20 protein-coding genes are annotated in these 23331 nt (G+C 64.9%); 12 read left to right on the forward strand and 8 right to left on the reverse strand.

Features of this window, described 5'->3' with window-relative positions; all coding sequences use genetic code 11:
* Window positions 1–15 precede the first annotated feature (15 nt).
* The 4 genes from BXE_RS15175 to BXE_RS15190 form a co-directional block, all read right to left on the reverse strand.
* Entirely contained in the window at window positions 16–1503 is a 1488-nt protein-coding gene (locus BXE_RS15175; RefSeq protein WP_038457613.1) for a tetratricopeptide repeat protein, read from the reverse strand.
* A 56-nt stretch (window positions 1504–1559) separates the two neighbouring features.
* A complete protein-coding gene (gene aroC / locus BXE_RS15180; protein WP_011489158.1) occupies window positions 1560–2660 on the reverse strand; it encodes a chorismate synthase in 1101 nt (366 codons plus the stop codon).
* Between the two features lie 174 nt (window positions 2661–2834).
* Window positions 2835–4772, reverse strand: a complete 1938-nt coding sequence (locus tag BXE_RS15185) for an MFS transporter (RefSeq protein WP_011489159.1) — start codon at window positions 4770–4772, stop codon at window positions 2835–2837.
* A gap of 290 nt (window positions 4773–5062) precedes the next feature.
* Window positions 5063–5524: a CBS domain-containing protein gene (locus BXE_RS15190; protein WP_007181102.1), complete on the reverse strand. Its 462-nt coding sequence runs from the start codon at window positions 5522–5524 to the stop codon at window positions 5063–5065.
* Window positions 5525–5764: 240 nt separating this feature from the next.
* On the opposite strand from BXE_RS15190, the gene BXE_RS15195 reads away from it, so the two are divergent.
* The 3 genes from BXE_RS15195 to BXE_RS15205 all read left to right on the forward strand — a co-directional run bounded on the left by BXE_RS15195 (window position 5765) and on the right by BXE_RS15205 (window position 8446).
* Window positions 5765–7117 carry an O-acetylhomoserine aminocarboxypropyltransferase gene (locus BXE_RS15195; protein WP_011489160.1) on the forward strand — a complete coding sequence of 451 codons (1353 nt, stop codon included), beginning with the start codon at window positions 5765–5767 and terminating at the stop codon, window positions 7115–7117.
* Window positions 7114–7947 carry an alpha/beta fold hydrolase gene (locus BXE_RS15200; protein WP_011489161.1) on the forward strand — a complete coding sequence of 278 codons (834 nt, stop codon included), beginning with the start codon at window positions 7114–7116 and terminating at the stop codon, window positions 7945–7947. The genes BXE_RS15195 and BXE_RS15200 overlap by 4 nt, the downstream gene beginning before the upstream one ends.
* Window positions 7948–8125: 178 nt before the next feature.
* On the forward strand, window positions 8126–8446 hold the full coding sequence (locus BXE_RS15205) for an Mpo1-like protein (protein WP_007181099.1): 321 nt from the start codon (window positions 8126–8128) through the stop codon (window positions 8444–8446).
* 139 nt (window positions 8447–8585) lie between these two features.
* Here the strand turns inward: BXE_RS15205 and BXE_RS15210 are convergent, their stop codons facing one another.
* The gene (locus tag BXE_RS15210; RefSeq protein ID WP_171914266.1) at window positions 8586–9899 is read right to left on the reverse strand and encodes a YihY family inner membrane protein; all 1314 of its coding nucleotides are present in this window, start codon (window positions 9897–9899) and stop codon (window positions 8586–8588) included.
* Between the two features lie 121 nt (window positions 9900–10020).
* Here BXE_RS15210 and wrbA point away from each other — a divergent pair, with 121 nt between their 5' ends.
* From wrbA to BXE_RS15235, 5 genes are all read left to right on the forward strand, one after another.
* Window positions 10021–10623 carry an NAD(P)H:quinone oxidoreductase gene (gene wrbA, locus BXE_RS15215; RefSeq protein WP_011489163.1) on the forward strand — a complete coding sequence of 201 codons (603 nt, stop codon included), beginning with the start codon at window positions 10021–10023 and terminating at the stop codon, window positions 10621–10623.
* Window positions 10620–11087, forward strand: a complete 468-nt coding sequence (locus tag BXE_RS15220; RefSeq protein ID WP_011489164.1) for a DUF2069 domain-containing protein — start codon at window positions 10620–10622, stop codon at window positions 11085–11087. Before wrbA ends, BXE_RS15220 begins: the two co-directional genes overlap by 4 nt.
* A gap of 66 nt (window positions 11088–11153) precedes the next feature.
* Entirely contained in the window at window positions 11154–12572 is a 1419-nt protein-coding gene (locus BXE_RS15225; protein WP_011489165.1) for an FAD-binding oxidoreductase, read from the forward strand.
* A 51-nt stretch (window positions 12573–12623) separates the two neighbouring features.
* The gene (locus BXE_RS15230) at window positions 12624–13430 is read left to right on the forward strand and encodes a metallophosphoesterase (RefSeq protein WP_011489166.1); all 807 of its coding nucleotides are present in this window, start codon (window positions 12624–12626) and stop codon (window positions 13428–13430) included.
* Window positions 13431–13642: 212 nt separating this feature from the next.
* Entirely contained in the window at window positions 13643–14365 is a 723-nt protein-coding gene (locus BXE_RS15235; protein ID WP_011489167.1) for an SOS response-associated peptidase, read from the forward strand.
* 118 nt (window positions 14366–14483) lie between these two features.
* On the opposite strand, the gene BXE_RS46545 is transcribed toward BXE_RS15235, so the two are convergent.
* Together BXE_RS46545 and BXE_RS15240 are read right to left on the reverse strand one after the other, a co-directional pair.
* Window positions 14484–14642, reverse strand: a complete 159-nt coding sequence (locus BXE_RS46545; protein WP_011489168.1) for a hypothetical protein — start codon at window positions 14640–14642, stop codon at window positions 14484–14486.
* Window positions 14643–14816: 174 nt separating this feature from the next.
* A complete protein-coding gene (locus BXE_RS15240) occupies window positions 14817–15755 on the reverse strand; it encodes a LysR family transcriptional regulator (protein WP_011489169.1) in 939 nt (312 codons plus the stop codon).
* 155 nt (window positions 15756–15910) lie between these two features.
* Between BXE_RS15240 and BXE_RS15245 the strand changes: the two genes are divergently transcribed.
* From BXE_RS15245 to BXE_RS15260, 4 genes are read left to right on the forward strand one after another with little or no spacing between them, the layout of a single operon-like run.
* Complete coding sequence (locus BXE_RS15245) at window positions 15911–17455, forward strand: efflux transporter outer membrane subunit (RefSeq protein ID WP_011489170.1); 1545 nt, start codon at window positions 15911–15913, stop codon at window positions 17453–17455.
* 2 nt (window positions 17456–17457) lie between these two features.
* The gene (locus BXE_RS15250) at window positions 17458–19668 is read left to right on the forward strand and encodes an FUSC family protein (protein ID WP_011489171.1); all 2211 of its coding nucleotides are present in this window, start codon (window positions 17458–17460) and stop codon (window positions 19666–19668) included.
* Entirely contained in the window at window positions 19658–19858 is a 201-nt protein-coding gene (locus BXE_RS15255; RefSeq protein WP_011489172.1) for a DUF1656 domain-containing protein, read from the forward strand. Before BXE_RS15250 ends, BXE_RS15255 begins: the two co-directional genes overlap by 11 nt.
* Before the next feature lie 13 nt (window positions 19859–19871).
* On the forward strand, window positions 19872–20747 hold the full coding sequence (locus BXE_RS15260; protein ID WP_011489173.1) for an efflux RND transporter periplasmic adaptor subunit: 876 nt from the start codon (window positions 19872–19874) through the stop codon (window positions 20745–20747).
* Window positions 20748–21425: 678 nt separating this feature from the next.
* Here the strand turns inward: BXE_RS15260 and BXE_RS15265 are convergent.
* Entirely contained in the window at window positions 21426–23102 is a 1677-nt protein-coding gene (locus tag BXE_RS15265) for a methyl-accepting chemotaxis protein (RefSeq protein WP_011489175.1), read from the reverse strand.
* Window positions 23103–23331 lie beyond the last annotated feature (229 nt).

Here is a 23331-nt window from a genome sequence, read left to right on the forward strand (position 1 = left end):
TGAAGGCACGCTGCTTCAACTCCGCCCCACCGCTTCAATCCGCTCCCGCACTTTCGCCACGACCGGCGTCCAGTCGCCGACGCGCGGCTGTCGAACCAGCCCGATCGAATCGTACCAGGCCGTCACCGGCGATCCGTCGCCCCAGAACCACGCGGAAACGTGATCGATCATCAGGCAGGTCGGGACGCCGAGCGCCCCCGCCAGATGCGCGGGCCCGCTATCGATCGTGACCACGAGATCCAGGTTCGCCAGCAACGCCGCGACATCGTCGAAGCCGGACTGAAAATGATGCGTGAGATCGACGATGTCGAAACCCTTGGCGCGCCACTGCGCGACCGTCTCTCCGCGTCCCGGCGACAAAGCAAAATAGCTCACGCCAGCTACATCCAGCAGCGGTTCGATTTGCCCGACAGGCACCGACCGCCGCATGTCGCGGATGTGGTCCGGATTGCCGTTCCACACCAGCCCGACCTTTCGATTACCGCATTTGCCGTGTTTGCCGGCCGTGTGCACTTCGACTCGCTCGCGCCATGTCTGCCTGAGCGCTGGATCAGCGCTCAAGTACGGAGCGCCCCACCCCGTTGCGTCGAAAATGCCGAGCCGCAGCGGCAGGCTCATCAGCCCGCAGTGAAAATCAGGGCGTGTCTCCAGACTCGTTTCGAGCGGCAGATCGGCGGGCAGCATCCGTTCGAACAGATGGCGCAGCGGCCCGTCGTGACCGAAAATCACCCGGCCGCCCTCGCGCCGCGCCCGCTCCGCCAACCTGGGCAGAAAGCGTACCGCCCAGAGACAATCGCCATTGCCTTGCTCGCCATAGACCACCAGCGTCCTGCCGGCAAGCGATTCGCCCTGCCAGGGCGCACTGATCGCAGCGAGCGCCTGCTGCGCGTTGTTCAGTTCGCCGCCGGCAAACGCGACGCGCGATTCGTAATGCGCCCAACCCTCGGCGAAACGTCCGCTGCGGATTTCGAGTTCCGACAGGTCGAACAACGCATGGGCATTCTCCGGCGAGAGCGCCAGGACTTGCCGGAGCAATGCCTCGGCTTCGGCGAATCGCGCCTGTTCCTTGATGCACAACGCCAGCTTGTGCAGCGCCACCGGATTGTCGGGCACGACGCGCACGGCTTCGCGCAACAGCGCCTCGGCGGTGCCGAAGTCGTCGCGCTGCTGCACGGCCGCGGCGCGCCAGATCAGCGCGTTGGCGTCCTCGGCATGGTGCGAGAGCAGCAGCCCGGTGGCGGAGTCGACCAGCGCCCAATCGCGCAACACGAAGGCGGTCTGCGCGATCGTATGCAACAGCGTGGGCGCGCAGAATGGATCGAGTTGGTATGCACGCACCAGCGCAACCAGTGCTTCACGTTGGCTCGCCTTGTCGCGGCCCACATGTTGCAACAGCGTCTGGCCGAACGCGAGGCAATCGGCAGCGGTGGCATGCGGTGCGGCGGCACGCGCGCGCAGATCCGCGAGGCGGCTTGCTGCCGCCTCGGCACCGAGATCAGTCATGAGAGACGACACTGCCCGCGTAGAACGAATACAGATGCACTTAACGCGAGGCCCCGTTAAGGCGCGCTCGCCGCGATCTTCGGCGTGCTGACGGACACGTCGCCGCATTGCGCGCGATGGCGCAGCGCGTGGTCGATGAGCACCAGCGCGAGCATCGATTCGGCGATCGGCGTGGCGCGAATGCCGACGCACGGGTCATGCCGCCCAAACGTTTCGACGACGGCCGGTTGCCCCGCCTTGTCGATGGAGCGGCGCGGCGTGCGAATGCTCGAAGTCGGCTTGATCGCGATCGACACCGTGATGTCCTGTCCGGTCGAAATACCGCCGAGCACACCGCCCGCGTGATTGCCGACGAAGCCCTCCGGCGTCAATTCGTCGCCGTGCACCGAACCGCGTTGCGCGACGCTCGCAAAGCCCGCGCCGATTTCGACGCCCTTCACCGCGTTGATGCCCATCATGGCATGCGCAATGTCCGCGTCGAGCCGGTCGAACAGCGGCTCGCCGAGGCCGACCGGCACGCCGGAGGCCACCACGTTGATGCGCGCGCCGATCGAGTCGCCTTCCTTGCGCAGCGCGTCCATATACGCTTCCAGTTGCGGCACGATCTGCTGGTTGGGCACGAAGAACGGGTTTTCGCGCACGTGCGCCCAGTCGACGAACGGCACGTCGATTTCACCGAGCGCGGCCATATAGCCGCGAATCTCCGTGCCGAACTTCTCGCGCAGCCACTTCTTCGCAACCGCGCCCGCGGCCACCGTCGGCGCCGTGAGACGGGCCGACGAACGGCCGCCGCCGCGATAGTCGCGAATGCCGTATTTCTGCCAGTAGGTGTAGTCGGCGTGGCCCGGACGGAACGTGTCGGCAATGTTGCCGTAATCCTTGCTGCGCTGGTCCGTGTTGCGGATCAGGAGCGCGATGGGCGCGCCGGTGGTCTGGCCTTCGAACACGCCCGAGAGGATCTCGACCTTGTCTTCTTCCTGACGCTGCGTGACGTGGCGCGACGTGCCGGGCTTGCGGCGGTCGAGCTCCAGCTGGATGTCGGCTTCGTTGAGCGCCAGGCCCGGCGGGCAGCCGTCGATCACGCAGCCGATAGCGGGACCGTGCGATTCGCCGAAGGTCGTGACAGTGAAAAGCGTACCGAGCGTGTTGCCGGACATGGGCGTCGTCCAAAGAAATGCGGGGAAAGCGCTATTATGCCAGCCCCGTGGCGACCGGACCGCGTCGTACGGCGGTTCTGGCCGATCGGCCAGGGGCGCACGCGCGGCCGGTTTCCGCCGCTGAACCCCATTTGCCGATATACACGCCGTTGCAGGCCGGAACGTCCGGCAACGCTACTTTCGCGCCCCGCGCAATTCGGTGACAAGCTGCTGCAATTTCTCCGGCGTCGCCTGCGCCGGCTCGATCGGCTCACCCACCGCCAGCGTCAGGCGGCTCATGACACCCTTCTGGATAGGCCGCGGCCAGCGCGCGTCGCCCGCGCGCGAAAATACGCTGCCCCACAACCCGCGCAGCGCCATAGGAATGACCGGCGCCGGCGTACGCCTGATGATCTCCGTCACACCATGACGGAACGGATTCATCTCGCCGGTTCTGGTGAGTTTGCCTTCCGGAAAGATGCACACCAGATCGCCCTCGGCAAGCGCCTGCGCGCAGCGTTCGTAGGCGCGCGTCAGCAACTGCGCGTCCTGATGCGCCGGCGCGATCGGAATTGCTTTCGCGTGACGGAACACCCAGCCGGCGAACGGCGTCCTGAAGATCTGATGGTCCATCACGAAACGGATCGGGCGCGGACTCTCGGCCATGATGACGATCGCGTCCACGAGGCTCACGTGGTTGCACACGAGCACGGCCGCGCCCTCTTCCGGAATCCGCTCGGCATGCACGAGGCGAATCCGGTAAAACGTGTGCACCAGCACCCATGCGATAAAGCGCAGCAGAAATTCCGGCACGAGCGAATAAATGTAGGTCGCCACCACGATATTCAGCAGCGCGGTGACGAGAAAAATCGCCGGAATGCCGAAGCCTGCGGCGGTCAGGGCCACGGCCATCAGTGACGAAACGATCATGAACAGCGAGTTCAGAATGTTGTTCGCCGCGATGATCCGCGCCCGGTGGCTCGGCTGGCTGCGGCTCTGGATCAGCGCATACAACGGTACGCTATAGAAGCCGCCGAACATGGCGAGCAGGAACAGATCGGCCAGCACGCGCCAGTGGGCGGGCCGCACGATGAATTCGCCCACGCTCAGCAGATGCCCCGCGGGCGGCAGCGCGTGGCTCGCGAAAAACAGATCGATCGCGAACACGCTCATGCCGATCGAGCCGAGCGGCACGAGGCCGATTTCGATGCGCCGCTTCGAGAGCTTTTCGCACATCAGCGAACCGAGGCCGATGCCGACCGAAAAGGTGCCGAGCAGCACGGTCACGACATCCGGATCGGCGGACAGCACGTCTTTCGCAAAGCTGAAAAACGACGACAGGAAGATTGCGCCGACGAACCACAGCCACGATATTCCCAGCAGACTCAGGAACACCGTCCGGTTTTCGCGCGCCAGCTTCAGGTTGCGCCACGTCTCGCTGACCGGATTCCAGTTGATGCGCAAATCCGCCTGCGGCGCCGGCGTCACCGGCACGAAGCCCGACACCGCGCGCCCCAGGAGCGCAATCGCAACGCAGGCACAGGCCAGCACAATCGCGCCGTGTTCGACGAAACCCGCGCTCACGCCGCCGACGATCGTGCCGACCAGGATCGCCACGAAGGTGCCCATTTCGACCATGCCGTTGCCGCCGACGAGTTCCGGCGTCGACAGGTGCTGCGGCAGGTACGAGTATTTGACCGGCCCGAACACGGTTGAATGGACGCCCATCAGAAACGTGCACAGGTACAGAAGCGGCGCGCTATGCAGCCAGAAACCCGCGCCGCCGATCAGCATCACGACGATTTCGAAGCTCTTGACCAGACGCGTGAGCATCGCCTTGTCGTACTTGTCGGCAATCTGCCCGGAGGTGGCCGAAAAAAGCACGAACGGCAGAATGAAGATGGCCGAAATCAGGAACGCAGCCGTTTTCGGATCGACGCCGGAAAAACGCGCCGCCTGATAGGTGACGAGCGACGTAAAGCCGATCTTGAAGACGTTGTCGTTCATCGCGCCGAGGAACTGCGTCCAGAAAAACGGCGCGAAACGGCGCTGGCCGAGCAAGCGGAACTGGGATTCGTGCGCGGCGCGTTGGCGGGCGGCGCGGCGGGCAGCGGGTAACGGACGATCGCTCATGAAGTTCCGGAAGCAAGCCAAAGAGCAACTATGAAGAAAGCACCCTGCGCGCAGCGGCGCGTGGGCGGCTCACCGGGCGGCATACCTGGCACCGGCGGCCTGCAAGCCGATCACGCGAGCCCTGGCGTCCGGTCGGCCGGAAGGGCGCACCGAGGTGCAAAGCTGAACGGAAGCCGAACCCGGCGCCGGACACAAAAAAAGCGCACGCTTTCGCGCGCGCCTTGACCGCTCCTTGACCACATTTTCGCGCTCACGGCAACGGCTGGAGCGTCGCAGTGAGTCGCCGCGCATTAGCGCGCCGGCTGCTGTTCCTGCTGTTCTTCCGGCCAGTCGCGGATATAGGCCTTGAGCATGCGGTTTTCGAAGCCCTGCTCTTCAACCACCGCCTTGGCGACGTCGTAGAACGAGATCACGCCCATCAGCGTGCGGCTTTCCAGCACCGGCAGATAACGCACGTGGTGTTCGAGCATCATGCGGCGAACCTCGTTCACGTCCGTTTCGGGTGTGCAGGTAAGCGGATGATCGTCCATGACCTTGCGGATGGTGGACGTGCCGACGCTGCCGCCGTTCTTGCTCAGCGTCAAAATAATCTCGCGAAAAGTCAGCATGCCGACCAGGTCGCCGTATTCCATCACCACCAGCGAGCCGATATCGTGCTCCGCCATCGTATTGACTGCGTCGTGCAGCGTGGTATCCGGCGTAACCGTGAAAAGGGTGTTGCCTTTGACTTTGAGGATGTCGCTGACTCGCATGATCTGTCTCCCGTAATGCCCGCTAAGCTCGTAATACATCAATGACTTTCGATCCTAGCGGAAAGACCCATAAAAGGAAAGCGGGCCGCCCGCCAAGGCGTGCCGGGCGCTCGCAGGCCCGAACCCGGGACCCCGCGCCCGTGCGCATCGGGAAAACCGCGCTTGAAGCGCCGCACGCCGGTGATAGGATGGCCGCCACTTTCACCTTTCGCGAGGCCGTCCGTGGCCCCGCCGCCCAGCATGTCCGCGAACCGTTTCGACACGCTTGCGCTGCACGCCGGCGCTGCTCCCGACCCGACCACCGGCGCGCGCGCCACGCCGATTTACCAGACTACCTCGTTTTCGTTCCGCGATTCCGACCACGCCGCGGCGCTCTTCAATATGGAGCGCGCCGGTCATGTTTATTCGCGCATTTCGAACCCGACCGTGGCCGTGTTCGAGGAACGCGTGGCCGCGCTGGAAAACGGCGCGGGCGCGATCGGCACGGCAAGCGGCCAGGCGGCCCTGCATCTGGCCATTGCCACGCTGATGGGCGCGGGTTCGCATATCGTCGCCTCCAGCGCGCTGTACGGCGGCTCGCACAATCTGCTGCACTACACGTTGCGGCGCTTCGGCATCGAGACGACTTTCGTCAAACCCGGCGACCTGGACGCGTGGCGCGCCGCGCTGCGCCCAAACACGCGGCTGCTGTTCGGCGAGACGCTCGGCAATCCGGGGCTCGACGTGCTCGATATCGCCGCCGTCGCGCAGATCGCGCATGAGCACCGCGTGCCGCTGCTGGTCGACTCGACCTTCACCACACCTTACCTGCTCAAACCGTTCGAACATGGCGCGGACTTCGTCTATCACTCGGCCACCAAATTCCTCGGCGGCCACGGCACGACGATCGGCGGCGTGCTGGTGGACGGCGGCACGTTCGACTTCGACGCCTCGGGGCGCTTCCCCGAATTCACCGAACCTTACGACGGCTTTCACGGCATGGTGTTCGCCGAGGAGAGCACCGTCGCGCCGTTTCTGCTGCGAGCACGCCGCGAGGGGCTGCGCGACTTCGGCGCATGCCTGCATCCGCAAGCCGCATGGCAACTGCTGCAAGGCATCGAGACGCTGCCGTTGCGAATGGAACGGCACGTTGCCAACACGCGCCGGGTGGTCGAGTTCCTCGCCGGTCACGCCGCGGTCGGGGCCGTCGCCTATCCGGAACTGCCCACGCACCCCGACCACGCGCTCGCGAAGCGGCTGCTGCCGCGCGGCGCCGGTGCCGTGTTCAGCTTCGATCTGCGCGGCGACCGCGCCGCCGGACGCAGCTTTATCGAAGCGCTCTCGCTGTTCTCGCATCTCGCGAACGTGGGCGACGCGCGCTCGCTCGTGATCCATCCCGCCTCGACCACCCACTTTCGCATGGACGCCGCTGCCCTTGCCGCGGCCGGTATCGCCGAAGGCACGATCCGCCTCTCGATCGGCCTCGAAGATCCCGACGATCTGATCGACGATCTCAAGCGCGCGCTAAAGGCCGCACAGAAAGCGGGCAGTTCGAGCGCAGCGCACGGCGGCGCATCCGGCAGTGCCGCCCAACCCCGCCCGGAGTCCGCATGATCCTCGCCGTTCAAGGCAAGCCCGCCTATGCGTACACCGGCGGCAAAGCGTTCGACGCGAGCCTGCCGAGCGCCGTGTTCATCCACGGCGCCGAGCATGACCACAGCGTGTGGGCGCTGCAAACCCGTTACTTCGCGCATCACGGCTTCGGCGTGCTGGCCGTGGATCTGCCGGGCCACTGCCGCAGCAGCGGCGCGGCGCTCACCACAGTGCCGGCGCTCGCCGACTGGCTGGCCGCGCTGCTCGACGCCGCAGGCGTACAACGCGCGTTCATAGCCGGCCACAGCATGGGCTCGCTGATAGCGCTCGACTTCGCCGGCCGCTATCCGGAGCGGGCAACGCACCTCGCCCTGCTCGCCACGGCAATGCCGATGACCGTCTCCGACGCGCTGCTCGACGCCGCCCTCAACCGCGAACCCGAAGCGATCGGCATGGTCAACCAGTGGTCGCATTCCACCATCGCCGCCAAGCCTTCCTGTCCCGGCCCCGGCTTCTGGCTGCACGGCATGAACCAGCGGCTGATGGAACGTGTGTCGGCACGCGGCGAGCCGCACCTGTTCCACACCGATTTCACCGCCTGCAATACCTACGCGGACGGCCCGGCCCGCGCCGCGCAGGTGCGCTGCGCCGCGCGCCTGATCGTAGGCCGGCGCGACGCGATGACGCCGCCACGCGCAGCCAGGGCGCTCGCCGCCGCGCTCGCGCAGGCAGGCGTACCGGTCGACACGGTCACGCTCGAAGCCGGCCACGCGTTGATGACCGAGCAACCCGACGCCACGCTCGACGCCCTCTTCAGCTTCGCCTCCCGAGCACCTCACGAAGCTCGATGAAGGGTGCGAGCCATCACGTTAGCGGCGTCGGGCGCGCCGCGCCATCGGCCGAATGGCCAGGTTGCGCGCGTGGCCCGATAGCCGCACAATGGGTCAAGCCTGTCCTGTTTCGAGCGCACGCGTCCAGCATGCCGGCGCACGCCGAAGCATCGGGAAGCGTAGCAATCCGGAGGCCGTGATGGCTCAAACCACACACACCGATCACTTTGCGAGTTTCGCGGAGTTCTATCCGTACTATCTGAGCGAGCATCGCAACACCGTCTCGCGGCGGCTGCATTTCGTGGGGTCGCTCGGCGTGATCGGCTGTCTCGCGATGGCGCTCGCCACCGGCGACTGGCTATGGCTGCCCGCTGCCGTGATCTGCGGATACGGCTTTGCCTGGGTCGGGCATTTCTTCTTCGAGAAGAACCGGCCGGCTACCTTCCGGCATCCGCTTTACAGCCTGATGGGCGACTGGGTGATGTTCAAGGACATCTGCGTCGGCAAGATTTCGTTGTAGCGAGGCATTGGCTTCATCGCCGTATCCGGCCCGAACGTCCGCCGGCGTGACGTGACATCGAGGCGCATGTCAGGAAGCCTCATGCGGCGGCATCGAGAGAGACTGCATGGATCGGCTTGACGCCGACTTCAAGCCGACTTCAAGCTGCCTGATGCGGCATGGAAGACGTGCCCGATTCGTTCTCCGCGGCCTGTGCGGCACGGGCGGCTGCGCGCGCTGTCAGCAACGCGGCGAGCGTCACCTTCAGTTTGTCGTTCTCCAGCGCGGCCAGCAGCATTTCACCATCCACGCGAGTGGACGCCAGTTCGAGTTGATACCCGAGTTCCGCGCGGTCGATCACGAACAGGCCGAACAGACGTTCGACCGTAATCTGCGCCGGGTTTGCCAGCAGCAGGAAATGCGGACGTGCCCCGTCCTCCTGCAAGCGCGCGATCCACTCGATCTCCTCGAGCTTTTCCAGCAGGTTGATCGTGGTGCCCATATCGCGGCGAAGCATGCGCGAGAGTTCCGGCACGGTGTAGCCGCGCTTGCCCGCGTCGCGCGCTTCCGAGAGCCGCGCGAGCAGTTCGAGCGAGTCGAACAGATTACTGCCCTCGAAGGTGGGCCGGTGAAACTGGCCGATGCGAATGGCCGGCAACGCCGACGCGATCATCGCGCCCGCGAGCGTGATGAACCAGCACAGGTACATCCATAGCAGAAACAGCGGCACGGCCGCGAATGCGCCGTACACCGCGGTGTAGGTTGGAATGCGCCGCACGTAATAGCCGAAGCCGCGCTTCGCGAGCTCGAAAGCGATCGCGGCGGTCACACCGCCGATCACCGCGTCGCGCCATTCCACGCGGCAATTCGGCAGATAGACGTAGAGAATCGTGAAGGCGGCCGCGGTGAGCGGCAGCGCGGCGCCGGCGAGCGCCCACTCGATCACCGGCGTCATGCGCTGCGCCGCCGTGAACGTCATGGATTGCGTGAACAGGTACGATGAAATCGACAGGCTCACGCCGATCAGAATCGGGCCGAGCGTGATGATCGCCCAATACACCAGAATGCGCTGCGCGATCGGCCGCGCCTTGCGCACGCGCCAGATCACGTTGAAGGCGGATTCGACCGTCATCATCGTCATCACGGCGGTGACGAACAAAAAAATCATACCGATGGTCGTCAGGCCCTTCGCCTTCGAAGCAAACTGGTTCAGATAATTGAAGATCTGACTGTTGAGTTGCGCGGGCATCAGATGGTCGGCAAGAAAAATCTGCAGCGACATCTGGAACGATGCAAAGATCGGAAACGCGGTGAACAGCGCGAACGCCACCGTGGCGAGCGGCACGAGCGAAAGCATGGTGGTGAACGTGAGGCTGCCGGCCACCTGCGGAATACGGTCTTCGCTGCTGCGCTGCGCGGCAAACTGCGCGAGCCTTTTGAGCGTGTCGAGATCGAAACGCACCCTGGACAACAAACTCACCTCCCTGGCTTCCTGTAGCGGTGTTTCAGGACCGCTCACGAGCCCTGGCCGAACGGCTATGGGTGGCCTATCGAGCGAACCCAGCCCCTATAATACCCGTTCACCGATGAGGCCTATGAAAGACATTCTCGTGCTCTATTACAGCCGTCACGGCGCCACGCGCGAGCTTGCGCTGGCGATCGCGCACGGCGTCGACAGCATCCCCGGCATGCAGGCGCGTGTGCGCACGGTGCCGCCGGTGTCCACCGTCTGCGAAGCGACCCAGCCCGATATTCCCGCCGAAGGGCCGCCCTACGTCGAACTGCGCGATCTCGAAGAATGCGCCGGTCTCGCGCTCGGTTCGCCCACCCGTTTCGGCAACATGGCCGCGTCGCTCAAATACTTTCTGGACGGCACCACGCCGCAGTGGCTGTCCGGCGCTCTTGCCGGCAAGCCCGCTTGCGTGTTCACGTCCACCGGCAGCCTGCACGGCGGCCAGGAATCCACGCTGCTCTCCATGATGCTGCCGCTTCTGCATCACGGCATGCTGATTGTCGGCATTCCATACACCGAGAGCGCGCTGAGCACCACGCAAACCGGCGGCACGCCTTACGGCGCGTCGCATTTCGCACGCGCGGGCAGCGCTGAACATGGCATCTCGGCGGACGAGAAGACGCTCGCCATCGCGCTCGGCGCACGTGTCGCACGCACGGCGGCATCCATGAGCGAACGGCCGTGAACGAGCGGGACGCCCGACACCCGGCCGCCGACATCTCGCCGCATGCGCCGCTACCCCCGAATGCTACGCCCGTGCCGCGAAATCGCGCCGCCGCGCTCGGCGCGAGCACGGCACTGGCTGTGCTGATCGCCCTGTGCGTCGCGTGGGAGTGGTGGCTCGCGCCGCTGCGTTCCGGCGGCTCGGCGCTCGTGCTCAAGGCCTTGCCGCTGCTGCTCGCGCTGCCGGGCGTGTGGCGGCAGCGGCTTTATACGCTGCAATGGGCGTCGATGCTGATCCTGCTGTATTTTGCCGAAGGCATTGTGCGCGGCTGGAGCGACCGCGGGCTGAGCGCCGGTCTCGGCTGGCTGGAAGCCACGCTCTCGGTGATCTTTTTCGTCTGCGCGCTGGCTTACGTCGCGCCGTTCAAACGCGCGGCGAAACGGGCCGCAAGACAAGCTGCAAACCAGGTCAATACAACCCCCTGACCGAGCCAGCACAACCGTGCGCACAACGCCCCGAGATTTTTTGCCCGAACAGGCTGACCGACCCACATGACCCAAACCGCTTTTCTCGCCGCTTGCCGCGAGACCATCGGCGCCACGCAGGTGCTGACCGATCCGCACGACACCGCCCCTTACCTGACCGACTGGCGCCGCCGCTACACCGGCGCGGCGTGCGCGGTGCTCTGCCCGGCCACGCCTGACGAAGTCGCGGCGCTCGTGAAACTCGCCGTCGAGCATCGTATCGCGCTGGTCCCGCAAGGCGGCAACACGGGTCTCGCCGGCGGCGCGACGCCGGACGCAAGCGGCGCGCAGGCAGTCATCAGCTTGCGGCGTCTGAACCGGGTCCGTGACATTGATCCGCACAACAATACGATTACCGTGGAAGCCGGCGTCATCCTCGCCGAAGTGCAGAAGCACGCCGAAGAGGCGGGCCGACTGTTCCCGCTGAGCCTCGCTGCCGAAGGCAGTTGCACGATCGGCGGCAATCTCGCCACCAACGCGGGTGGCACCGGCGTGCTGCGCTATGGCAACACGCGCGAGCTGTGCCTCGGCCTCGAAGTGGTCACGCCGCAAGGCGAACTGTGGGACGGCCTGCGCGGACTGCGCAAGGACAACACCGGTTACGATCTGCGCGACCTCTTTATCGGCGCGGAAGGCACGCTCGGCATCATCACCGCCGCCGTGCTCAAGTTGCATCCGCAACCGGCCGCGCGCGTCACGGCGCTCGCCGCACTCGCATCGCCGCACGCCGCGCTCGATTTTCTGTCGCTCACGCAGCGCGTCGCCGGGCCGCTGCTGACCGGTTTCGAATTGATGTCGGATTTTTGCCTGCGTCTGGTCGGCCGGCACTTCGAGCAGATGCGCTATCCGTTCGCCGAGCCGCACGCGCAGGTCGTGCTGCTCGAACTGTCGGACAGCGAGAGCGAGGAGCACGCGCGCGAACTGTTCGAACGTCTGATGGAAACGGCGCTCGAGGGCGGCCTGGTGCAGGACGCCGTGGTCGCGGAAAATCTCGGCCAGTCGCGGGCGTTCTGGAATCTGCGCGAACACATTCCGCTCGCCCAGGCCGAAGAAGGGCTGAACATCAAGCACGATATCGCGGTGCCGATCTCGCGCATCGGCCACTTCATCGAGGAAACCGACGCGGCAATCGCGCAGGCCGTGCCCGGCGCGCGCATGGTGACGTTCGGCCATCTCGGCGACGGCAATCTGCACTACAACGTGCAGGCGCCCGAGGGCGTCGGCGCCAAGGCGTTCCTCCAGCAGTACCAGGCCGCGATCAATCAGATCGTCTACGACAGCGTGCACCGGCATCGCGGCAGCATCAGCGCGGAACACGGGCTCGGCCAGTTGAAAATCGACGAGGCGATGCACTACAAGCAGGACGTCGAGGTGCAGTTGATGCGCGCCGTCAAACGCGCGCTCGATCCGCTGAACCTGATGAATCCGGGCAAGGTGCTACGCTAGGCGTCTGAAGCTTCGCGCTCCCTTGCGGAGCCCTTTGCAGGAGTCGTGGTCGTGAAGATTCGAGTGCTGTCCGATCTGCATCTGGAGAATGACGAGCCCGAACTGATTCCGCATGCGCAGGCGGATCTGATCGTGCTGGCGGGCGACATCCACAATCACGCGGCCGGACCGCGCTGGGCCGCCCAGACTCTCGACGGCGCCGTGCCGGTGATCTACGTGCCCGGCAATCACGAGTACTACGACGGCGAGTTCAACGCGCTCGAAGCCGCGCTTCACGACGCGGCCGCGCAGGTCGACAACGTGCATGTGCTGAACAACGCCGCGCTGGTCGACCCGCAAGGCCGCTGGCGGGTGCTCGGCACGACCTTGTGGACCGACTTCGCGCTATACGGAAACGACGCGGATACGCTCGCCGGGTCGATCGAGGCTTCGCGCCGGGCCATGCTCGATTTTCGCGGCCTGATCCAGATGAACTGGCCGCACGACACCCACGACGCAACGCGCGACTTCACTCCCGACGACTCGCTCGCGCTGCACCGGCAAGCGCGCGCGTGGCTGGCAAGCGAACTCGTCAAACCGTTCGGCGGCAAGACGATCGTCGTCACGCATCACGCGCCGCACCGGTTGAGTCTGGCCGAGCGTTACGCGCAGGACCGCGTGTCGGCGGGCTTTGTCAATCATTTGCCGGACCTCGTGGGGCCGCCGGTTGCGTTGTGGATTCATGGGCATACGCATACGCCGTTCGACTACAGCGTGAACGGCACGCGCGTGGTCTGCAATCCGCGCGGCTATCTCGACCGGCGCACGGGGCTGCTGGAGAATCCGTCGTTTGCGTGGGATAAGGTTGTCGAGATCTAGCGGCAAAGTAGAGTAGCTTGAGCCGGCTGGATGGCTCGGGCCGCTTGATCCATTTGAGCCGCTTGAACCGCGTTGATCGCCCAGGTCACCCGACTCCGGGCCGATCTGGGTAGCGAGCCCGCACGACAAACGCTACGCTGGCGGAGTCGTCGAACCGCGGCCATCTCTCCGCGGCTGTCGAACTCACGCCGGTCGTCTCCGGAGGTTGGCTCATGTGTGGTCGAATCAGCCAGTACCGCGATCCCCATCTCTACGCCGAGCTCCTCGGCCTTGCCGATCCGCTGTTGCTCTTCGATGCCGCCGACCGGCGTCCCGGCTACAACCTCGCTCCCGGCACGCACCCGCTCGCGGTCTACCCGGATCAGACGATGCGCGCGATCCACTGGGGGTATTGTCCCGACTGGGCACGCGAACAGCATCTGCCGCAAACCATCAACGCGCGTGCCGACGCCGCGCCGAACGGGCGCTACTTCAAGGAACTGTGGAAAACCGGACGGGTATTGGTGCCGGCGGACGGCTGGTTCGAGTGGCGTGTGGAAACCGCGCCCGTGACCAGCATCGCGCAAAGCAAAGACAGAGCGGATGAGCCGCCGATCCGCCAACCCTACTTCGTGCACCTGAAAAGCGGCGCCCCCATGTACCTGGCGGCGCTTTCGAGCGTGCACGGCACCGAAGCGCAAACGGAAGGCATGGGCATGGTGATCGTGACGGCCGCGGCGGACACGGGTCTCGTCGACGTGCACGACCGCCGCCCGCTCGCGTTCGCGCCGGACGCCGCGCGCCGCTGGCTGGACCCGGCATTGCCGCTCGACGAACTCGGACAGTTGACGCGCAGTGCGGGCTTGGCCGCCGCGCGCTTTCGCTGGCACAGAGTGAGCCGCGAAGTGGATCGCACGCTCAAAGACGAGCCGGGTTTGATCGCCGCAGTGAACTGAGGACAAGCGCGAAGCACGAGCCACCAGCCTGGATAAACCGGCACGCACCCGAAGATGCAACAGGCCGCGCAGCAGGCGGCACCACGGGCCGCGCGCTAAACAGCCGCCACGACGAAACTCAACGATCGCGCCGTTGCGCCGGCAGTTCCGGACGCTCGACCTTGACCGGCACCAGTTGCGGCTGCTGCTCGCGCAGGCGGCGCAGCAGATCGCGCGATGCCGCAATTCCGATCAATCCAATCATGACGGCCACGCCGATCATCAGATGCGTATCCATGAATCCCTCGTGCTTCTGTTATTGCAATAGTGCCGGACGGCAGCGAACTGGGCGGCTGCGGTGCAGGACCGCAGCGCATGAATGACACGTTAGCAAATCGTCCGCGCGGCAGAAGTAAGGAAATGTTGCGACGCGGCACTCGTGTAACACGCGTTCACGCCGCCGCGCGGCACTTCAGGCGCGCGCGAACTCGCGCAACTCCGCCTGATCCGCGGCCAGCGTGGCGGGCAATACGTCGCGCAGGAACTCGATCCACGTGCGAATCTTCGCGTCCAGATACTGCCGCGACGGGTACAACGCGTACAGATTCATCTCCTGCGACGTGTATTCCGGCAGCAGCCACACCAGTTCTCCGCTGCGCAAGCCGCTGATCGCCGAGTAGATCGGAATCAGCCCGACGCCCATGCCGCTCGATACGGCCACCGCCATCGCTTCGGCCACGTTCACCTGGAAAGTGGTCGGTCCGAGGGCGATCGTTTCCTCGCCGTTCGGGCCGTCGAAGGTCCATTTGTCGGTCGGGAAAACCGGCGTGACCATTTGCAGACAGGTGTGACGCGCAAGGTCCGCGGGCGTTTGCGGCACGCCGTGCAGCTCCAGATAGGCCGGCGACGCGCATGCAATGCTGAACGCGCTGCCGAGGCGCTGCGACACCAGCCCCGAATCCGGCAAACCGGTTGCGAGCGTGAGCGACACGTCGAAGCCTTCGTCGAGCAGATCGGGCATGCGCTGCGCGAGCGTCAGTTCGATATGGACGTCCGGGTAGCGCTGCTGATAGCGGCCAGCAGCGGGCACCACATAGTGCTGGCCGAAGCTCGTCATGGCGTGGACCTTGAGCTTGCCGGACGGACGGGCATGGGCGTCGCCCGCCTCGGCTTCCGCCTGGTCCACGTACGCGAGAATCTGCTCGCAGCGCTGCAGATAGCGCTCGCCGGCCTCGGTCAGCGCAATGCGGCGCGTGGTGCGGTTCAGCAGTCGGGTGCGCAGATGCGCTTCCAGATCGGACACCGCGCGCGACGCATAGGCCGTGGTCGTGTTCAGATGCTGCGCGGCACCCGTAAAGCTGCCCGCTTCGACGACACGGACAAATACGCGCATGTTTTGAAGCGTATCCATAACTTTCCCTTGTGATCGGAAGCGATTGTTACACGATTCGCAAAGGCGATTGTCACACATTGCGTAAAAATGCCTTGCACCTTTACCGGTTATTCCGCAATTGATCAAAAAATATAATGACGCACATGCTTCTATAGTCATTTCTGGAGGAAATCGTGCAGTCTCCGGTACCTAAAGGGATCGCCGCAGCCGCGGTTCTTACGATCCTATTAACAATCGCCGGCTGTGCCAGTACCGGAGGCGTCGCGCCGCAAGCGAGCGGAGTCCAGCCCGCTTCGCTCGACGCCGGCAACGCGATCCGCGCCGCCAATGCGGACGCCCAATGGCCGTCCGTCGACTGGTGGCGCGCCTACAACGATCCGCAATTGAACGAGTGGATCGACGCGGCACAGGCCGGCAATCCGAGCCTCGCGGCCGCCCAGGCACGCGTGCGCGAAGCCATGTCGATGGCGGGCGTCGCGCGTTCGGCGTTGTCGCCGCAAGTCAACGGCAACCTGTCGGTCCAGCGCCAGAAGTGGTCCGACAATGTCTACTACGGCCCCGGCCCGCTCGCGGGCGAGCAATCGTGGAACAACACCGGCACGCTCGGCCTGTCGTATCACCTCGATATCTGGGGCAAGGACAGGAACGCCGCCGAGCGCGCGCTCGATGCCGCCCACGCGAGCGCGGCGGACGCCCGCGCCGCCCAGCTCGAACTGGAAGGCAACGTGGTGCGCACATACATCGAGATGTCGATGAACTACGCGCTGCTCGACATCGCCAAGTCCACCTTGCAGCAGCAGCAACAGATCGTGGATCTGGCCAGCCGACGCCTGAAAGGCGGCATCGGCACGCAACTGGAAGTGAGCCAGGCCGAAACGCCGCTGCCGGAATACGAACGCCAGATCGACGAGATCGAAGAAAAGATCGCGCTTGGCCGCAATCAGCTGGCCGCGCTGGCCGGCAAAGGTCCGGGCGCGGGCGATTCGATCCAGCGCCCGACGCTTTCGCTGAACACGCCGGCCGGGCTGCCGAGCGCATTGCCCGCGGACCTGATCGGCCATCGGCCGGACGTGGTGGCGGCGCGCTGGTCGGTCGCGGCGCAGGCGCGCGGTATCGACGTCGCCAAGGCGGACTTCTATCCGGACATCAACCTGCTGGCGTCGATCGGCGGATATGCGGCAATGGGGCCGCTGTTCCAGTTCCTGAAGAATCCGTCGCACAGCTGGAGCGGCGGGCCGGCGCTGTCGCTGCCGATCCTCGACGGCGGCCGCCTGCGTTCGCAGCTCGGCGCGGCTTCGGCGGGCTATGACGAAGCCGTCGACCGTTACAACCAGTCGATCGTCGGCGCGCTCAAGGACATTTCCGATCAGGTGATCCGGATCCGCTCGCTTGCGACCCAGGCCGAGGACGCCGACCGTTCGGTCGCGACGGCCCGCAAGAACTACGATCTGTCGCGCGAAGGTTACCGGCGCGGGCTGACCGACTATCTGAACGTGCTGATCGCGCAAAACCAGTTGCTGCACGCGCAGGAAGGCGTGGCGAAGATTCAGGCCGAACGGCTCGGCGCGCATGCGTCGCTGGTCACGGCACTGGGCGGCGGACTCGACGACCCGGCCAACGGTCCGCTGGCGAACGAGACGCTGCCGGCGCACGGCAAGGGTAAGACGGTGGCGCCCGGTTCGACCGCCAGCGCCGAGCCGGCCAGGTCAGGAAGCTGACCATGTCCGCTTCCCCTTTTTCCGCGCCGCGTTCGGCGTCGTTCGCTGCGCTATACGCGGCCGCCGCCGACTGGGCGCGTCACGACGGCCTGACGTGGGTCTATCTGTTCAAAGCGCTCGCCGCCTGCTTCCTCGCGCTCGGCGTCGCGATGAAGCTCGACCTGCCGCAGCCGCGCACGGCGATGACTACCGTGTTCATCGTCATGCAGCCGCAAAGCGGCATGGTGTTCGCGAAGAGCTTCTACCGGATCTGCGGCACCCTCGTCGGTCTCGTCGTGATGCTCGCGTTGATCGGCCTGTTCGCGCAGCAGCCGGAACTGTTCATCGTCGCGACCGGCGTGTGGGTCGGCATCTGCACGGCGGGCGCCGCGCGCAACCGCAACTTCAGATCGTACGGTTTCGTGCTGGCCGGCTACACCGCCGCGCTGATCGGCATCCCCGCCTCGCAGCATCCGGATGGCGCGTTTCTGAGCGCCCTCACGCGGGTGGCCGAAGTGGTGGTCGGCATCGTCTGCGCGGGTGCGGTGAGCGGCCTCGTGTTTCCGCGCTTCGCCGGCATGCAGATGCGCGGCACCGTGCGGGCGCGTTTCTCGGCGTTCGTCGAGTACGTGTCGGCGTCGCTCGCCGGCCACAACGACCGCGCGCAGATCGAAGCGACCAATGCGCGCTTTGTCGCCGATATCGTCGGCTTCGAAGCGGCGCGCAGTGTCGCCGTGTTCGAGGGGCCCGATTCGCGCATGCGCGGCGGCCGTCTCGCGCGTCTGAACAGCGAGTTCATGACCGCCTCGACGCGCTTTCACGCGCTGCACCAGTTGATGAACCGTTTGCGCAACTCGAACACGAGCGGCGCGGCCATTGCAATCGAAGCGCTCGAACCGTACTTCAGGGAAATCGCCCCGCTGCTCGCGAAATCCGGCGAGCCCGTGCTGACCGCCGCCGACGCTGCGCACGCCGCCGCGCAACTCGAGGTCTTCAAAGCCGAGCTGCCCAAACGCGTGCGTGCGACGCGGGCCGAACTGGAAGTGCATCCCGACGCGCCGCTGCTCGACTTCGACACCGGCGCCGAACTGCTGTACCGCTTTATCGACGATCTGCATGCCTACGCGGCCACGTATGCGTCGCTCGCTGTCGATACGCATGAGCGCGAGCGCTGGATCGAGCGTTACGAACCGAAGACGAACGCAATTGCCGCCAGCGTCGCGGGTGTGCGCGCCGCCATTGTGATGATCGCGCTCGGCGCGTTCTGGATCGCGACCGCGTGGCCGAGCGGTTCGACCTTGACGCTGACGGCCGCGGCCGTGTGCGCGCTGGCGTCGTCGTCGCCGAATCCGAAACGCACGGCGTTCCAGATGGCCGCCGGCACGCTGGTCGCCACGGTGATGGGGATGATCGCGGTATTCGGCGTGTTCCCGCACGTGGACGGTTTCCCGCTGCTGTGCGCCACCCTCACGCCGTTCCTGCTGCTCGGCGTGTTCATGACGACACGGCCCGCGCTGGCCGGTTACGGTGTCGGCTACTGCATCTTCTTCTGTTTTCTGGCCGGCCCGGACAACGTGATTCACTACGACCCGAGCGGCTACATGAACGATGCGGTGGCGCTCGTGCTGTCCATGCTGGTGGCGTCGATCGCATTCGCGGTGTTGCTGCCGCCTTCGACGCCCTGGCTGCGCAATCGCCTGCTGGTGGATTTGCGTCGCCAGGTGGTGCTGGCGAGCCGCGCGGGCATGCACCGGGTGCGCTCGCGCTTCGAGAGCGGCGCGCGCGATCTGATGTTCCAGATCAACGCGCTCGCGCAGCACGAGCCCGAACTCAAACGCGACACGTTGCGCTGGCTCTTCTCGGTGCTCGAAGTGGGCAACGCGGTGATCGACTTGCGCCGCGAAGTGGCGGCGCTGCCCGCCGACGCCCGTTATGCGCGGTCAATGCCGTGGCGCGTCTCGCTGCGCGCCATGCGCGACGCGCTGGCCGCGCTCTTCGAGCGGCCGCGTGAAGACCGCTTCGACCGCGCGCTCGCCGCGACCACCGACGCGATCGCCGCCGTTCAGCAGATGCTGGCCGCTTTTACGCCGCCGCGTGAAGAACGGCACCAGTTACAACGCATTCTGAGTCAACTGCATTTCATTCGTACCGCGCTGCTCGATCCGCAATCACCGCTTGAATCGCTGATGAGCGGACCTGCCAACGCGTCAGAAGGAGTTCGCCATGCCACGTGATATCGCCGTTCTGGATGCGTACATCCCGGCCATCGTGCTGCTGTTCATCGCGGGCGCAGCGCTTACCTGGGTGCTGGACCGCGTGATTGCCCATACGGGCCTGTATCGCGTGGTGTGGCATCCGTCCCTGTTCCGGGCCAGCTTGCTCGTGTGTGTGTGCGGCGTGCTCGGTCTCGCCGTTTATCGTTGATAAGAGTCGAAACATGACCATCCGAAATATTGTGGGCTTCGTCGCGACAGCCGTTATTTTTATCGTCGCGATTTTGATTGGACGTGTGCTGTGGGTCCATTACATGGACGAACCGTGGACGCGCGACGGTCGCGTGCGCGCCGAGATCATAAATATCGCACCGGATGTCTCGGGAGCGATCGTCGATCTGCCCGTGAAGGACAATCAGCTGGTGAAGAAAGGCGATCTGCTGATGCAGATCGACCCGTCGCACTATCAGCTTGCGGTCGAGCAGGCCCAGGCCGCGGTCGCCGCGCGAAAGGCCGAACTACAGATGAGGCGCGATGACGCGCAACGGCGTGCGGATATGGATGCGCTGGTGGTGTCGAAAGAGAACCGTGAGAATGCGACTCACACGGCTTCGGCCGCCGAGGCTTCCTATCAGCAGGCGTTGGCTGCGCTCGATGCAGCCAGGCTGAATCTCGAACGCACGCGGGTGGTGTCGCCGGTCGACGGGTATGTCACGAACCTGAGCGTGTTCCGCGGCGACTATGCGACGGTTGGTTCGGCCAAGCTGGCGATTGTCGATAGCCACTCGTTCTGGGTGTATGGGTATTTCGAAGAAACCAAGCTGCCGCACGTGCATGTCGGCGATAAGGCAGCAGTCCGGTTGATGAGCGGCGGCACACTGCAAGGGCATGTCGAGAGTATTTCCCGAGGGATTTATGATCGGGATAATCCTGAAAGCCGTGAACTGCTTGCCGACGTGAATCCGACTTTTAACTGGGTGCGGTTGGCGCAGCGCGTGCCTGTGCGGGTGAAGATCGATTCGGTACCCGACAATGTCGTGCTGGCGGCGGGGATTACTTGTACGGTTGTGATTACGCCTGCGAGTGCCAAGGCTGGGTGATTTTTTTGCTTGCGTGCTTTTGGGAGTGTTGCGGGGATGTCAGCTTTTTGGGCGGTCACGGTGGTGGGTTAGCGGTGGCCCTGTTTGGACAGGTTGTGGCCGCCCTGGTGATAATCGAGCGTGTCGTCGACTTTGGTGATTTTCCAGCCGCGAGCCTCCTTTCGCAGGAAAACCAGGACGCACAACTACGTCTCCTCGTTGCGGCACTTCCGTCATTGTTTGATCAAACCCGGCAGCTTCAAGAATCGGGCCGTAATCCTTGGCATAGTGCGTGGACGGCAGCGTTATTCCGCCCCATCCGACCGCCTTCCTTACATACTTGGCGCAATTACCGGTGCTGTGTGCCTGGGCGTGGCTGGTCGCGTACATCGCGGCGCTTGATTTACTGAACGGCAAGATGGGACTCCGGTGAAGAACGTTTTTGTGCTGAACAGGCCATCAGCGGAGTCACGCGAAGATTGTCGGATAAGTCCTGGTTTTGGACCACGGGCCGTGGTTTATGCCAACGGAATAATCACGCTCCGTAAACCGTCGCCACGCAGAGGGAAATCTTTTCAGGGATGCGAATTAACCGCCGGGAGGCGCGACGATTCTCCTGCATGCCCAATGCATGCTCAATGACTGGAAGGCAGCAATCAATCAACTCGCGATCCTCTACGAGGATCGCTTCACCCGAACTCACAACCTGAACTTCCCCACCATTACCTTCAACCCGCGCGCCTGATCGTCCAGCGACCTGGCCGCAGCCGTTGCCTGTTCCACCAACGCCGCGTTCTGCTGCGTTCCGGAATCCATCTGCGTCACCGCGAGGTTGATCTCCTCGATCCCGGCGCTCTGCTCGGACGAAGCCGCCGAAATCTCGCCCATGATGTCGGTAACACGCTTCACGGCCTTGACGACTTCATCCATAGTCTGCCCGGCGTCCTGAGCCAGAGTCGACCCGTTGCTCACCCGCTCGACCGACGTGCTGATCAAGCCTTTGATCTCCTTGGCCGCCGCCGCGCTACGCTGCGCCAGATTCCGCACTTCCGCGGCGACCACGGAAAATCCGCGCCCTTCCTCGCCGGCACGGGCCGCCTCGACCGCCGCGTTCAACGCAAGAATATTGGTCTGAAACGCAATCCCCTCGATCACGCCGATGATGTCGCCGATACTGCGCGCGCTGTCGTTGATCTCGTTCATCGTCGCGACCACCCGGCTCACCACTTCGCCGCCCTTCTCCGCGATCTCCGAAGCGTTATTGGCCAGGGTGCTCGCCTGCTTCGCATTGTCGGCGTTCTGACGGACGGTCGAAGTCAGCTGCTCCATGCTGCTCGCGGTGCGTTCGAGCGCCATTGCCTGCTGCTCGGTACGCTGCGACAGATCCAGGTTGCCCATCGAAATCTCGCCTGATGCGGTCGCAATCGCGTCCGCGCTCGACGCAATGTCGGCGACGGTCGTCGCGAGGCCGCTTTGCATGTCTTGCAGCGCGAACAGCATGCTCGACCTGTCCTTGCGGCCCAACGCGATCTCGACGGACAGATCGCCCGCCGCGATCCGGCTGGCGATTTCCTTCGCGTACGCCGGCTCGCCGCCGAGCTGGCCGGCAAGGCGCCGCACCACCCACTCGCTGATGCCGAACGCAAGCACGATCAGGCCGAGCGTGGCCAGCGCGATCATCACGAACGACGAGTGGTAAATGAACCCCGACGTCTCGATGGTCGCCTTCGCCGCCGTCGCACGCTGCGCGACGAGTTCGTCGACGAGTTTTTCGAGCTTGCCGGTTTCGACCAGCAGCGACACGTCCTGCGTGCCGACCTGCCAGTTCATCTGCGACAGGTCGAGCGGCTGCGCCTTCACGAGCGTCACGAAGTCGCGCAGATGACCGCTCCACGCCGTCACGGCGGCGGCGAATTTCTTCTGCTGGTCGAGCGCCTTCGCGTCGGAGGTGTCGACGTACCGTTGCAGCGTGCCGAGTTGCGTGGCAATACCGTTCAGGCCCGTCTCGATGTCGGCGCCGAGATCGTCGCGCTCTTTCGCGGTGGTCGCGGTGAGCAGCATTTTTTGCGCGCGGCTCGCGCGCAGCATGTAGCCGCGCGCCTCTTCGGCCGCACGGCTGGCAACGTGCCCCTGATCGTAAATGGATTGGGCCGACGCATTCAGCCGGCTGATCTGGGTCAGCGCAAACACGCCGATCAATAGCGTGCCGATCAGCAGCACGGCGAACGCGAGGCGCAGCATCGCCTTCACCGACAAGCCCTTGAGCCTGACCGCCCGGGAGCGGCCGCGCTCGCCCTGCTGCTGCGTTTTGCCGGCCGCTTCTGCTTCCGGTACGAACCCCGCGCCCGTCTGGCTACCCAGCGAAACTGCTTTCATATTTCCCCATCCCCACATGTAGAACTGCCGGAAAGGTCGGTTCCGGCATTGCTGCTCATCTCTCCGGGTCTACGGCACGAACGTCCGCGATCTTTAGCGTCGCTCGCGAAATGCCGATCGGATGTCGCCCGGTCCTCGACGCGCCGCCTCGTAAGCTTCGCGCCCGCGACGGGTTTTATACACGGCCAAAAATCCCCGGGGCGGCCATTTATCAGACGGGATGTCGCCA

The sequence above is a fragment of the Paraburkholderia xenovorans LB400 genome (assembly GCF_000013645.1).
GTDB classification, from domain to species: Bacteria; Pseudomonadota; Gammaproteobacteria; order Burkholderiales; family Burkholderiaceae; genus Paraburkholderia; species Paraburkholderia xenovorans.